This window comes from Streptococcus mitis (assembly GCF_047460035.1).
GTDB lineage: Bacteria > Bacillota > Bacilli > Lactobacillales > Streptococcaceae > Streptococcus > Streptococcus mitis_DW.
The window spans coordinates 1-12804 of record NZ_JASHHB010000010.1 but is presented as its reverse complement, the minus strand read 5'-3'; the positions used below and the strand labels follow the sequence as shown (position 1 = coordinate 12804).

At 40.3% G+C, this 12804-nt stretch carries 25 protein-coding genes; 24 read left to right on the top strand and 1 reads right to left on the bottom strand.

Annotated features, from left to right (window positions below):
- Window positions 1–65: 65 nt before the first annotated feature.
- The 24 genes from rpsS to rplQ all read left to right on the top strand — a co-directional run bounded on the left by rpsS (window position 66) and on the right by rplQ (window position 11619).
- The gene (rpsS, locus tag QM956_RS08765; protein ID WP_000533766.1) at window positions 66–347 is read left to right on the top strand and encodes a 30S ribosomal protein S19; all 282 of its coding nucleotides are present in this window, start codon (window positions 66–68) and stop codon (window positions 345–347) included.
- Window positions 348–358: 11 nt separating this feature from the next.
- Complete coding sequence (gene rplV, locus QM956_RS08760) at window positions 359–703, top strand: 50S ribosomal protein L22 (protein WP_000818137.1); 345 nt, start codon at window positions 359–361, stop codon at window positions 701–703.
- Window positions 704–715: 12 nt separating this feature from the next.
- The gene (gene rpsC, locus QM956_RS08755; RefSeq protein WP_000529936.1) at window positions 716–1369 is read left to right on the top strand and encodes a 30S ribosomal protein S3; all 654 of its coding nucleotides are present in this window, start codon (window positions 716–718) and stop codon (window positions 1367–1369) included.
- 3 nt (window positions 1370–1372) lie between these two features.
- Window positions 1373–1786 (top strand): 50S ribosomal protein L16, encoded by a 414-nt coding sequence (gene rplP / locus QM956_RS08750; protein ID WP_000960946.1) that lies wholly within the window; start codon window positions 1373–1375, stop codon window positions 1784–1786.
- A gap of 9 nt (window positions 1787–1795) precedes the next feature.
- A complete protein-coding gene (gene rpmC, locus QM956_RS08745; protein ID WP_000772918.1) occupies window positions 1796–2002 on the top strand; it encodes a 50S ribosomal protein L29 in 207 nt (68 codons plus the stop codon).
- 24 nt (window positions 2003–2026) lie between these two features.
- Window positions 2027–2287, top strand: a complete 261-nt coding sequence (gene rpsQ / locus QM956_RS08740) for a 30S ribosomal protein S17 (protein ID WP_000440801.1) — start codon at window positions 2027–2029, stop codon at window positions 2285–2287.
- Window positions 2288–2312: 25 nt separating this feature from the next.
- A complete protein-coding gene (gene rplN, locus QM956_RS08735; RefSeq protein ID WP_000616545.1) occupies window positions 2313–2681 on the top strand; it encodes a 50S ribosomal protein L14 in 369 nt (122 codons plus the stop codon).
- A gap of 78 nt (window positions 2682–2759) precedes the next feature.
- On the top strand, window positions 2760–3065 hold the full coding sequence (rplX, locus tag QM956_RS08730; RefSeq protein WP_000497691.1) for a 50S ribosomal protein L24: 306 nt from the start codon (window positions 2760–2762) through the stop codon (window positions 3063–3065).
- A 23-nt stretch (window positions 3066–3088) separates the two neighbouring features.
- On the top strand, window positions 3089–3631 hold the full coding sequence (gene rplE, locus QM956_RS08725) for a 50S ribosomal protein L5 (protein WP_000013542.1): 543 nt from the start codon (window positions 3089–3091) through the stop codon (window positions 3629–3631).
- 17 nt (window positions 3632–3648) lie between these two features.
- Entirely contained in the window at window positions 3649–3834 is a 186-nt protein-coding gene (locus QM956_RS08720; protein ID WP_001085697.1) for a type Z 30S ribosomal protein S14, read from the top strand.
- Window positions 3835–4015: 181 nt separating this feature from the next.
- Entirely contained in the window at window positions 4016–4414 is a 399-nt protein-coding gene (gene rpsH, locus QM956_RS08715; protein ID WP_000245504.1) for a 30S ribosomal protein S8, read from the top strand.
- Window positions 4415–4602: 188 nt separating this feature from the next.
- Entirely contained in the window at window positions 4603–5139 is a 537-nt protein-coding gene (gene rplF, locus QM956_RS08710; RefSeq protein WP_000086624.1) for a 50S ribosomal protein L6, read from the top strand.
- Between the two features lie 83 nt (window positions 5140–5222).
- A complete protein-coding gene (gene rplR / locus QM956_RS08705; RefSeq protein WP_000624044.1) occupies window positions 5223–5579 on the top strand; it encodes a 50S ribosomal protein L18 in 357 nt (118 codons plus the stop codon).
- Window positions 5580–5596: 17 nt separating this feature from the next.
- The gene (gene rpsE, locus QM956_RS08700) at window positions 5597–6091 is read left to right on the top strand and encodes a 30S ribosomal protein S5 (protein WP_000874202.1); all 495 of its coding nucleotides are present in this window, start codon (window positions 5597–5599) and stop codon (window positions 6089–6091) included.
- A 13-nt stretch (window positions 6092–6104) separates the two neighbouring features.
- A complete protein-coding gene (gene rpmD / locus QM956_RS08695; protein WP_000057241.1) occupies window positions 6105–6287 on the top strand; it encodes a 50S ribosomal protein L30 in 183 nt (60 codons plus the stop codon).
- Between the two features lie 144 nt (window positions 6288–6431).
- The gene (rplO, locus tag QM956_RS08690) at window positions 6432–6872 is read left to right on the top strand and encodes a 50S ribosomal protein L15 (protein WP_000766087.1); all 441 of its coding nucleotides are present in this window, start codon (window positions 6432–6434) and stop codon (window positions 6870–6872) included.
- A gap of 12 nt (window positions 6873–6884) precedes the next feature.
- The gene (gene secY / locus QM956_RS08685; protein ID WP_000465403.1) at window positions 6885–8195 is read left to right on the top strand and encodes a preprotein translocase subunit SecY; all 1311 of its coding nucleotides are present in this window, start codon (window positions 6885–6887) and stop codon (window positions 8193–8195) included.
- 149 nt (window positions 8196–8344) lie between these two features.
- Complete coding sequence (locus QM956_RS08680) at window positions 8345–8983, top strand: adenylate kinase (RefSeq protein ID WP_001050436.1); 639 nt, start codon at window positions 8345–8347, stop codon at window positions 8981–8983.
- A gap of 116 nt (window positions 8984–9099) precedes the next feature.
- Window positions 9100–9318, top strand: a complete 219-nt coding sequence (infA, locus tag QM956_RS08675; protein ID WP_001029883.1) for a translation initiation factor IF-1 — start codon at window positions 9100–9102, stop codon at window positions 9316–9318.
- Window positions 9319–9342: 24 nt separating this feature from the next.
- On the top strand, window positions 9343–9459 hold the full coding sequence (gene rpmJ, locus QM956_RS08670; protein WP_001808836.1) for a 50S ribosomal protein L36: 117 nt from the start codon (window positions 9343–9345) through the stop codon (window positions 9457–9459).
- A 17-nt stretch (window positions 9460–9476) separates the two neighbouring features.
- Window positions 9477–9842: a 30S ribosomal protein S13 gene (gene rpsM / locus QM956_RS08665; protein WP_000090781.1), complete on the top strand. Its 366-nt coding sequence runs from the start codon at window positions 9477–9479 to the stop codon at window positions 9840–9842.
- Between the two features lie 17 nt (window positions 9843–9859).
- Entirely contained in the window at window positions 9860–10243 is a 384-nt protein-coding gene (gene rpsK, locus QM956_RS08660) for a 30S ribosomal protein S11 (RefSeq protein ID WP_001118385.1), read from the top strand.
- 42 nt (window positions 10244–10285) lie between these two features.
- Window positions 10286–11221 (top strand): DNA-directed RNA polymerase subunit alpha, encoded by a 936-nt coding sequence (locus QM956_RS08655; RefSeq protein ID WP_000568988.1) that lies wholly within the window; start codon window positions 10286–10288, stop codon window positions 11219–11221.
- Window positions 11222–11232: 11 nt separating this feature from the next.
- The gene (gene rplQ, locus QM956_RS08650) at window positions 11233–11619 is read left to right on the top strand and encodes a 50S ribosomal protein L17 (RefSeq protein WP_000331493.1); all 387 of its coding nucleotides are present in this window, start codon (window positions 11233–11235) and stop codon (window positions 11617–11619) included.
- A gap of 214 nt (window positions 11620–11833) precedes the next feature.
- Here the strand turns inward: rplQ and QM956_RS08645 are convergent.
- The coding region (locus tag QM956_RS08645; RefSeq protein ID WP_414302440.1) for an ISL3 family transposase at window positions 11834–12804 on the bottom strand (971 nt) is incomplete at its 5' end.

The following is a 12804-nucleotide window of genomic DNA, read 5'->3' as shown; positions in this document are numbered from 1 at the left end:
GCTCGGTAGCGCTCCATGTGAGCGCAAGCCGCTGTGGTACAACATTTAAAGGAGAAAATATAAAAATGGGACGCAGTCTTAAAAAAGGACCTTTCGTCGATGAGCATTTGATGAAAAAAGTTGAAGCTCAAGCTAACGACGAAAAGAAAAAAGTTATTAAAACTTGGTCACGTCGTTCAACGATCTTCCCAAGTTTCATTGGTTACACTATTGCAGTTTATGACGGGCGTAAACACGTACCTGTTTACATTCAAGAAGACATGGTAGGTCACAAACTTGGTGAATTTGCACCAACTCGTACTTACAAAGGTCACGCTGCAGACGATAAGAAAACACGTAGAAAATAAGGAGAACATAAATGGCAGAAATTACTTCAGCTAAAGCAATGGCTCGTACAGTACGTGTTTCACCTCGTAAATCACGTCTTGTTCTTGATAACATCCGTGGTAAAAGCGTAGCCGATGCAATCGCAATCTTGACATTCACTCCAAACAAAGCTGCTGAAATCATCTTGAAAGTTTTGAACTCAGCTGTAGCTAACGCTGAAAACAACTTTGGTTTGGATAAAGCTAACTTGGTAGTATCTGAAGCATTCGCAAACGAAGGACCAACTATGAAACGTTTCCGTCCACGTGCGAAAGGTTCAGCTTCACCAATCAACAAACGTACAGCTCACATCACTGTAGCTGTTGCAGAAAAATAAGGAGGTAAAATCGTGGGTCAAAAAGTACATCCAATTGGTATGCGTGTCGGCATCATCCGTGATTGGGATGCCAAATGGTATGCTGAAAAAGAATACGCGGATTACCTTCATGAAGATCTTGCAATCCGTAAATTCGTTCAAAAAGAACTTGCTGACGCAGCAGTTTCAACTATCGAAATCGAACGCGCAGTAAACAAAGTTAACGTTTCACTTCACACTGCTAAACCAGGTATGGTTATCGGTAAAGGTGGTGCTAACGTTGATGCACTCCGTGCAAAACTTAACAAATTGACTGGAAAACAAGTACACATCAACATCATCGAAATCAAACAACCTGATTTGGATGCTCACCTTGTAGGTGAAGGAATTGCTCGTCAATTGGAGCAACGTGTTGCTTTCCGTCGTGCACAAAAACAAGCAATCCAACGTGCAATGCGTGCTGGAGCTAAAGGAATCAAAACTCAAGTATCAGGTCGTTTGAACGGTGCAGATATCGCCCGTGCTGAAGGATACTCTGAAGGAACTGTTCCACTTCACACACTTCGTGCAGATATCGATTACGCTTGGGAAGAAGCAGATACTACATACGGTAAACTTGGTGTTAAAGTATGGATCTACCGTGGTGAAGTTCTTCCAGCTCGCAAAAACACTAAAGGAGGTAAATAACCAATGTTAGTACCTAAACGTGTTAAACACCGTCGTGAATTCCGTGGAAAAATGCGCGGTGAAGCAAAAGGTGGAAAAGAAGTAGCATTCGGTGAATACGGTCTTCAAGCTACAACTAGCCACTGGATCACTAACCGCCAAATCGAAGCTGCTCGTATCGCCATGACTCGTTACATGAAACGTGGTGGTAAAGTTTGGATTAAAATCTTCCCACACAAATCATACACTGCTAAAGCTATCGGTGTGCGTATGGGATCTGGTAAAGGGGCACCTGAAGGTTGGGTAGCACCAGTTAAACGTGGTAAAGTGATGTTCGAAATCGCTGGTGTATCTGAAGAGATTGCACGCGAAGCACTTCGTCTTGCTAGCCACAAATTGCCAGTTAAATGTAAATTCGTAAAACGTGAAGCAGAATAAGGAGAAGGCATGAAACTTAATGAAGTAAAAGAATTTGTTAAAGAACTTCGTGGTCTTTCTCAAGAAGAACTCGCGAAGCGCGAAAACGAATTGAAAAAAGAATTGTTTGAACTTCGTTTCCAAGCTGCTACTGGTCAATTGGAACAAACAGCTCGCTTGAAAGAAGTTAAAAAACAAATCGCTCGTATCAAAACAGTTCAATCTGAAGCGAAATAATAGACTAGGGAAGGAGAAATTTCAATGGAACGCAATAATCGTAAAGTTCTTGTCGGACGTGTTGTATCTGACAAAATGGACAAGACAATCACAGTTGTAGTTGAAACAAAACGTAACCACCCAGTCTATGGTAAACGTATTAACTACTCTAAAAAATACAAAGCTCATGATGAAAACAATGTTGCCAAAGAAGGCGATATCGTACGTATCATGGAAACTCGTCCGCTTTCAGCTACAAAACGTTTCCGTCTTGTAGAAGTTGTTGAAGAAGCGGTCATCATCTAATCAAACCTGAAAGGAGAAAACTGAAATGATTCAAACAGAAACTCGTTTGAAAGTCGCAGACAACAGCGGTGCTCGCGAAATCTTGACTATCAAAGTTCTTGGTGGTTCAGGACGTAAATTTGCAAACATCGGTGATGTTATCGTGGCATCTGTAAAACAAGCTACTCCTGGTGGTGCGGTTAAAAAAGGTGACGTTGTTAAAGCAGTTATCGTTCGTACTAAATCAGGTGCTCGTCGTGCTGATGGTTCATACATCAAATTTGACGAAAACGCAGCAGTTATCATCCGTGAAGACAAAACTCCTCGCGGAACACGTATCTTTGGCCCAGTTGCACGTGAATTGCGTGAAGGTGGCTTCATGAAGATCGTGTCACTTGCTCCAGAAGTACTTTAATTTTTAGAAACAAACTAGTCCCCTGGATTTACCTCCAGGGTGCCCTTATGGGCGTAAGAAAAATCAAGGAGAAACCTAATGTTTGTAAAAAAAGGCGACAAAGTTCGCGTAATCGCTGGTAAAGATAAGGGAACAGAAGCTGTTGTCCTTACTGCCCTTCCAAAAGTAAACAAAGTTATCGTTGAAGGTGTTAACATCGTTAAGAAACACCAACGTCCAACTAACGAGCTTCCTCAAGGTGGTATCATCGAGAAAGAAGCAGCTATCCACGTATCAAACGTTCAAGTATTGGACAAAAATGGTGTAGCTGGTCGTGTTGGTTACAAATTTGTAGACGGTAAAAAAGTTCGCTACAACAAAAAATCAGGCGAAGTGCTTGATTAATCACGAAGGAAAGGAGAAGTATAATGGCAAATCGTTTAAAAGAAAAATATCTTAATGAAGTAGTTCCTGCTTTGACAGAACAATTCAACTACTCATCAGTGATGGCTGTGCCTAAAGTAGATAAGATCGTTTTGAACATGGGTGTTGGTGAAGCTGTATCAAACGCTAAAAGCCTTGAAAAAGCTGCTGAAGAATTGGCACTTATCTCAGGTCAAAAACCACTTATCACTAAAGCTAAAAAATCAATCGCCGGCTTCCGTCTTCGTGAAGGTGTTGCGATCGGTGCAAAAGTTACCCTTCGTGGTGAACGTATGTACGAATTCTTGGATAAATTGGTTTCAGTTTCACTTCCACGTGTACGTGACTTCCACGGTGTTCCAACAAAATCATTTGATGGACGCGGAAACTACACACTTGGTGTGAAAGAACAATTGATCTTCCCAGAAATCAACTTTGATGACGTTGACAAAACTCGTGGTCTTGACATCGTTATCGTAACAACTGCTAACACTGACGAAGAGTCACGTGCATTGCTTACAGGCCTTGGAATGCCTTTTGCAAAATAATATAGGAGGTAAATCTAATGGCTAAAAAATCAATGATTGCTAAGAACAAACGTCCAGCGAAGTTCTCTACTCAAGCTTATACTCGTTGTGAAAAATGTGGTCGTCCACATTCAGTTTACCGCAAATTTAAACTTTGCCGTGTTTGCTTCCGTGAATTAGCTTACAAAGGACAAATCCCTGGTGTAACAAAAGCATCTTGGTAATTCTAGCTTTCAATCTCGTCGTGATTCGTCGTTATCTGCTTTTGCCTAACTCAAGTTATGCCTGCAAGCAGATGCCTAGACTCACTTAGGAATTGAAACCTAGAAAACATATTCTGAGCCTAGCTCAATCATTAACTAGCAAGTGCAACTTGCAAACTACTAGTAAGAGGAGAAAAACAAAATGGTTATGACTGACCCAATCGCAGACTTCCTAACTCGTATTCGTAACGCTAACCAAGCTAAACACGAAGTACTTGAAGTACCTGCATCTAACATCAAAAAAGGGATTGCTGAAATCCTTAAACGCGAAGGTTTTGTAAAAAACGTTGAAATCATCGAAGATGACAAACAAGGCATCATCCGTGTATTCCTTAAATACGGACCAAACGGTGAAAAAGTTATCACTAACTTGAAACGTGTTTCTAAACCAGGACTTCGTGTCTACAAAAAACGTGAAGACCTTCCAAAAGTTCTTAACGGACTTGGAATTGCTATCCTTTCAACTTCTGAAGGTTTGCTTACTGATAAAGAAGCACGCCAAAAGAATGTTGGTGGTGAGGTTATCGCTTACGTTTGGTAATATTTAGCCCCCCAATTTCTTTGTGACTCTTCGTTATCGTCTCTTGCCTAACCCAAAGTTATGACTGTGAGACGATGCCTAGATTCACTTTGAAATTGAAACCTAAATGTTCCTTTAAATCGAGGAATCGATTTAACCCCGTGAAAACTGGCCGTTTAGGCCTGACAATCTAACAGGAGAAAATAAACATGTCACGTATTGGTAATAAAGTTATCGTGTTGCCTGCTGGTGTAGAAATCACTAACAATGACAACGTTGTAACTGTAAAAGGACCTAAAGGAGAACTTACTCGTGAGTTCTCAAAAGATATTGAAATCCGTGTGGAAGGTACTGAAGTAACTCTTCACCGTCCAAACGATTCAAAAGAAATGAAAACTATCCACGGAACTACTCGTGCCCTTTTGAACAACATGGTTATTGGTGTATCAGAAGGATTCAAGAAAGAACTTGAAATGCGCGGGGTTGGTTACCGTGCACAACTTCAAGGATCTAAACTTGTTTTGGCTGTTGGTAAATCTCATCCAGACGAAGTTGAAGCTCCAGAAGGAATTACTTTTGAACTTCCAAACCCAACAACAATCGTTGTTAGCGGGATTTCAAAAGAAGTAGTTGGTCAAACAGCTGCTTACGTACGTAGCCTTCGTTCACCAGAACCATATAAAGGTAAAGGTATCCGTTACGTTGGTGAATTCGTTCGCCGTAAAGAAGGTAAAACAGGTAAATAATGTTGAGTGGTTGAGTCTCAACCACCAACCTATTTTCCAACTTTGTGCATAGCACACGATTTAAAACTAAAGAGGTGAAAACTGTGATTTCAAAACCAGATAAAAACAAACTCCGCCAAAAACGCCACCGTCGCGTTCGCGGAAAACTCTCTGGAACTGCTGATCGCCCACGTTTGAACGTATTCCGTTCTAATACAGGCATCTACGCTCAAGTGATTGATGACGTAGCGGGTGTAACGCTCGCAAGTGCTTCAACTCTTGACAAAGAAGTTTCAAAAGGAACTAAAACTGAACAAGCCGTTGCTGTCGGTAAACTCGTTGCAGAACGTGCAAACGCTAAAGGTATTTCAGAAGTGGTGTTCGACCGCGGTGGATATCTATATCACGGACGTGTGAAAGCTTTGGCTGATGCAGCTCGTGAAAACGGATTGAAATTCTAATAGGAGGACACTAGAAAATGGCATTTAAAGACAATGCAGTTGAATTAGAAGAACGCGTAGTTGCTGTCAACCGTGTTACAAAAGTTGTTAAAGGTGGACGTCGTCTTCGTTTCGCAGCTCTTGTTGTTGTTGGTGACCACAACGGTCGCGTAGGATTTGGTACTGGTAAAGCTCAAGAAGTTCCAGAAGCAATCCGTAAAGCAGTAGATGATGCTAAGAAAAACTTGATCGAAGTTCCTATGGTTGGAACAACAATCCCACACGAAGTTCTTTCAGAATTCGGTGGAGCTAAAGTATTGTTGAAACCTGCTGTAGAAGGTTCTGGAGTTGCCGCTGGTGGTGCAGTTCGTGCCGTTGTGGAATTGGCAGGTGTGGCAGATATTACATCTAAATCACTTGGTTCTAACACTCCAATCAACATTGTTCGTGCAACTGTTGAAGGTTTGAAACAATTGAAACGCGCTGAAGAAGTTGCTGCCCTTCGTGGTATTTCAGTTTCTGATTTGGCATAAGAAAGGGGATAAAATGGCTCAAATTAAAATTACTTTGACTAAGTCTCCAATCGGACGCATTCCATCACAACGTAAAACTGTTGTAGCACTTGGACTTGGCAAATTGAACAGCTCTGTTATTAAAGAAGACAACGCTGCTATCCGTGGTATGATCACAGCAGTATCTCACTTGGTAACAGTTGAAGAAGTAAACTAATGAATTTTTAGGGGATGTGCACTATACCATCCCCTAAAACTAGATATAGTCATCTATGATGACGTCGTATAGGCGAGTTGATGGGGGAGACAACCTTTTCTCCCTTATCGGCGCTAGCATTTTACAAAAGAGGAGAAAATAAAAATGAAACTTCATGAATTGAAACCTGCAGAAGGTTCTCGTAAAGTACGTAACCGCGTTGGTCGTGGTACTTCATCAGGTAACGGTAAAACATCTGGTCGTGGTCAAAAAGGTCAAAAAGCTCGTAGCGGTGGCGGAGTTCGCCTTGGTTTTGAAGGTGGACAAACTCCATTGTTCCGTCGTCTTCCAAAACGTGGATTCACTAACATCAACGCTAAAGAATACGCAATTGTGAACCTTGACCAATTGAACGTCTTTGAAGATGGTGCTGAAGTTACTCCAGTTGTTCTTATCGAAGCAGGAATTGTTAAAGCTGAAAAATCAGGTATTAAAATTCTTGGTAACGGTGAGTTGACTAAGAAATTGACTGTGAAAGCAGCTAAATTCTCTAAATCAGCTGAAGAAGCTATCACTGCTAAAGGTGGTTCAGTAGAAGTCATCTAAGAGAGGTGACCTATGTTTTTTAAATTATTAAGAGAAGCTCTTAAAGTCAAGCAAGTTCGATCAAAAATTTTATTTACAATTTTTATCGTTTTGGTCTTTCGTATCGGAACTAGCATTACAGTTCCTGGTGTGAATGCCAATAGCTTGAATGCTTTAAGTGGATTATCCTTCTTAAACATGTTGAGCTTGGTCTCAGGGAATGCCATGAAAAACTTCTCAGTTTTTGCTCTTGGTGTTAGTCCCTACATTACGGCCTCTATCGTTGTCCAACTCTTGCAAATGGATATTTTACCCAAGTTTGTAGAGTGGGGTAAACAAGGGGAAGTAGGTCGAAGAAAATTAAATCAAGCTACTCGTTATATTGCTCTAGTTCTAGCCTTTGTGCAATCTATCGGGATTACAGCTGGTTTTAATACTTTGGCTGGAGCTCAATTGTTGAAAACAGCTCTTACACCACAAGTCTTTATCATGATTGGTATCATCTTAACAGCTGGTAGTATGATTGTGACTTGGTTGGGAGAGCAAATTACAGATAAGGGATACGGAAATGGTGTTTCTATGATTATCTTTGCCGGGATTGTTGCCTCAATTCCAGAGATGATTCAGGGCATCTATGTAGACTACTTTGTGAACGTCCCAAGTAGCCGTATCAACTCATCTATCATTTTCGTAATCATTTTGATTATTACTGTATTGTTGATCATTTATTTTACAACTTATGTTCAACAAGCAGAATACAAAATTCCAATCCAATATACTAAGGTTGCACAAGGTGCTCCATCTAGCTCTTACCTTCCTTTGAAGGTAAACCCTGCTGGAGTTATCCCTGTTATCTTTGCAAGTTCGATTACTGCAGCGCCTGCGGCTATTCTTCAGTTTTTGAGCGCTACAGGTCATGATTGGGCTTGGGTAAGAACAGCACAAGAAATGCTGGCAACAACTTCACCAACTGGTATTGCTATGTATGCTTTGTTGATTATTCTCTTTACATTCTTCTATACGTTTGTGCAGATTAATCCTGAAAAAGCGGCAGAGAACCTACAAAAGAGCGGTGCCTATATCCATGGAGTTCGTCCTGGTAAAGGTACAGAAGAATATATGTCTAAGCTTCTTCGTCGTCTTGCAACGGTTGGTTCCCTCTTCCTTGGTGTGATTTCCATTTTACCGATTGTAGCAAAAGATGTTTTCGGACTTTCAGAAGCAGTTGCTTTTGGAGGAACCAGTCTTTTGATCATTATCTCTACAGGTATTGAAGGAATCAAACAATTGGAAGGCTACCTATTGAAACGTAAGTATGTTGGTTTCATGGACAGAACAGAATAAAAGTATTTACTGAGTCAGTAAATGCTGAGGGAGTGGAGGTTTAACTCTAACATTAGTGAGAGTTTGGTCTCCCCTCTTCTATTTTGTTTTTAAATAGGGGTAAAAATACTTTTTGCTTCTATTTAAAAATAAAATAAGGAGATCAAATCATGAATCTTTTGATTATGGGCTTACCTGGTGCAGGTAAGGGAACTCAAGCAGCAAAAATCGTAGAACAATTCCATGTTGCACATATCTCAACAGGTGATATGTTCCGTGCTGCTATGGCAAATCAAACTGAAATGGGTGTTCTTGCTAAGTCATACATTGACAAGGGTGAATTGGTTCCTGACGAAGTTACAAATGGGATCGTAAAAGAACGTCTTTCACAAGATGATATTAAAGAAACAGGATTCTTGTTGGATGGTTACCCACGTACGATCGAACAAGCTCATGCCTTGGACAAAACATTGGCTGAACTTGGCATTGAACTAGAAGGTGTTATCAATATTGAAGTGAACCCTGACAGCCTCTTGGAACGTTTGAGTGGCCGTATCATCCACCGCGTAACTGGAGAAACTTTCCACAAGGTCTTTAACCCACCAGTTGACTATAAAGAAGAAGATTACTACCAACGTGAAGATGATAAGCCTGAGACAGTAAAACGTCGTTTGGATGTGAATATTGCTCAAGGGGAACCAATCATTGCTCACTACCGTGCCAAAGGTTTGGTTCATGACATCGAAGGTAACCAAGATATCAATGATGTCTTCTCAGATATCGAAAAAGTATTGACAAATTTGAAATAAAGCGTTTTTCACACTTGCAAAAATCCGCTACAAATGTTATACTGAAATAGTCTGACTTATAATTGTTGTCTCTGTGTCTAGAGGCATCGAATCGAAATTTATGGAGGTGCTTTTGCGTGGCAAAAGACGATGTGATTGAAGTTGAAGGCAAAGTAGTTGATACAATGCCGAATGCAATGTTTACGGTTGAACTTGAAAATGGACATCAGATTTTAGCAACAGTTTCTGGTAAAATTCGTAAAAACTATATTCGTATTTTAGCGGGAGATCGTGTTACTGTCGAAATGAGTCCATATGACTTGACACGTGGACGTATCACTTACCGCTTTAAATAATCGAAAAACTTGGAGGGATAAGAAATGAAAGTAAGACCATCGGTCAAACCAATTTGCGAATACTGTAAAGTTATTCGTCGTAATGGTCGTGTTATGGTAATTTGCCCAGCAAATCCAAAACACAAACAACGTCAAGGATAAGATAGAAAGGAGAAAACATGGCTCGTATTGCTGGAGTTGACATTCCAAATGACAAACGCGTAGTAATCTCATTGACTTATGTTTATGGTATCGGACTTGCAACATCTAAGAAAATTTTGGCTGCTGCTGGAATCTCAGAAGATGTTCGTGTACGTGATCTTACATCAGATCAAGAAGATGCTATCCGTCGTGAAGTGGATGCAATCAAAGTTGAAGGTGACCTTCGTCGTGAAGTAAACTTGAACATCAAACGTTTGATGGAAATCGGTTCATACCGTGGTATCCGTCACCGTCGTGGACTTCCTGTCCGTGGACAAAACACTAAAAACAACGCTCGCACTCGTAAAGGTAAAGCTGTCGCGATCGCTGGTAAGAAAAAATAATATAGGAGGTAAAAGTCTTGGCTAAACCAACACGTAAACGTCGTGTGAAAAAGAATATCGAATCTGGTATTGCTCATATTCACGCTACATTTAATAACACTATTGTTATGATTACTGATGTGCATGGTAATGCAATTGCTTGGTCATCAGCTGGTGCTCTTGGTTTCAAAGGTTCTCGTAAATCTACACCATTCGCTGCTCAAATGGCTTCTGAAGCTGCTGCTAAATCTGCACAAGAACACGGTCTTAAATCAGTTGAAGTTACTGTAAAAGGTCCAGGTTCTGGTCGTGAGTCAGCTATTCGTGCGCTTGCTGCCGCTGGTCTTGAAGTAACAGCAATTCGTGATGTGACTCCAGTGCCACACAATGGTGCTCGTCCTCCAAAACGTCGCCGTGTATAATCATCGCATTACACTGCTTTTCGTTTAAGAGGGAGTAACTAAATGATCGAGTTTGAAAAACCAAATATAACAAAAATTGATGAAAATAAAGATTATGGCAAGTTTGTAATCGAACCACTTGAACGTGGCTACGGTACAACTCTTGGTAACTCTCTTCGTCGTGTACTTCTAGCTTCTCTACCAGGAGCAGCTGTGACATCTATCAATATTGATGGTGTGTTACATGAATTTGACACAGTTCCAGGTGTTCGTGAAGACGTGATGCAAATCATTCTGAACATTAAAGGAATTGCAGTGAAATCGTACGTTGAAGACGAAAAAATCATCGAACTGGATGTTGAAGGTCCTGCTGAAGTAACAGCTGGTGACATTTTGACAGATAGCGATATTGAAATTGTAAATCCAGATCATTATCTCTTTACAATTGGTGAAGGTTCTTCTCTAAAAGCGACTATGACTGTTAACAGTGGTCGTGGATATGTACCTGCTGATGAAAATAAAAAAGATAATGCACCAGTTGGAACACTTGCTGTAGATTCTATTTATACACCAGTTACAAAAGTCAACTATCAAGTGGAACCTGCTCGTGTAGGTAGCAATGATGGATTTGACAAATTAACCCTTGAAATCTTGACAAATGGAACAATTATTCCAGAAGATGCTTTAGGGCTTTCAGCACGTATTTTGACAGAACATCTTGATTTGTTTACAAATCTTACTGAGATTGCTAAGTCAACTGAAGTGATGAAAGAAGCTGATACTGAATCTGACGACCGTATTTTGGATCGTACGATTGAGGAACTGGACTTGTCTGTGCGTTCATACAACTGTTTGAAACGTGCCGGTATCAATACTGTGCATGATTTGACAGAAAAATCTGAAGCAGAGATGATGAAAGTACGAAATCTTGGACGCAAGAGTTTGGAAGAAGTGAAACTCAAACTCATTGATTTGGGTCTTGGATTAAAAGATAAATAAAGGAGGAATACATGGCTTACCGTAAACTAGGACGCACTAGCTCACAACGTAAAGCAATGCTTCGCGATTTGACAACTGACCTTTTGATCAACGAATCAATCGTGACAACTGAAGCTCGTGCTAAAGAAATCCGTAAAACTGTTGAAAAAATGATTACTCTAGGTAAACGTGGTGATTTGCATGCACGTCGTCAAGCTGCTGCTTTCGTACGTAATGAAATCGCATCTGAAAACTATGATGAAGCAACTGATAAGTACACTTCTACTACAGCACTTCAAAAATTGTTCTCAGAAATCGCACCTCGTTATGCTGAACGTAACGGTGGATACACTCGTATCCTTAAAACTGAACCACGTCGTGGTGATGCAGCGCCAATGGCGATCATCGAATTAGTATAAAATCATCAATTTTGTTGAGTGTTATGATGATGGAGTCTTGTGCTCTTAGTCTAGCTCTGGTCTACCGCTAGGATCTCGGTCCTAGCGGGAACACTCATCATAAGTTGGGATAGTAGACGCTTGTTTACGAAATTGTTTTTTTCTTAAGAACAACTTCGTAAGCAGGCGTTTTTGAGTATTGGCTCTTTGTCAACTGTAGTGGGTTGAAGAAAAGCTAAGATCGAGAAAGGACAAATTTTGTCCTTTCTTTTTTGATATTGAGAGCGATAAAAATCCGTTTTTTGAAGTTTTCAAAGTTCCGAAAACCAAAGGCATTTCGCTTGATAAGTTTGATGAGATTATTAGTCGCTTCTAATTTGGCGTTGGAGTAGGGTAGTTGAAGGGCGTTGACAATCTTTTCTTTGTCCTTTAGGAAGGTTTTAAAGACAGTCTGAAAAAGAGGATGAACCTGCCTAAGATTGTCCTCAATAAGTCCGAAGAATTTGTCTGGCTCCTTGTTCTGAAAGTGAAAAAGTAAGAGTTGATAGAGATGGTAGTGGTGTTTCAACTCTTCTGAATAGCTCAAAAGCTTGTCTAGAATCTCTTTATTCGTTAAGTGCATACGAAAAGTAGGGCGATAAAAACGTTTATCACTCAGTTTACGACTATCCTGCTGGATGAGCTTCCAGTAGCGTTTGATAGCCTTGTATTCATGAGATTTTCGCTCAAATTGATTCATGATTTGGACACGAACACGACTCATAGCACGGCTTAAGTGTTGTACAATGTGAAATCGATCTAGAACGATTTTAGCACATGGAAAAAGCTGTTTAGCCAAGGCATAATAAGGACTAAACATATCCATAGTAATGATTTTCACCTGACAACGAACGACTCTATCGTAGCGCAGAAAGTGATTTCGGATGATAGCTTGTGTTCTACCTTCAAGAACGGTGATAATGTTGAGATTATCAAAATCTTGTGCAATGAAACTCATCTTTCCCTTGGTAAAGGCATACTCGTCCCAAGACATAATCTCTGGAAGATGAGAAAAATCATGCTTAAAACGGAAGTCATTAAGCTTGCGAATGACAGTTGAAGTTGAAATAGCCAGTTGATGAGCGATATCGGTCATAGAAGTTTTTTCAATCAATTTTTGCGCAATTTTTTGGTTGATAATACGAGGAATTTGGTGATTTTTCTCGA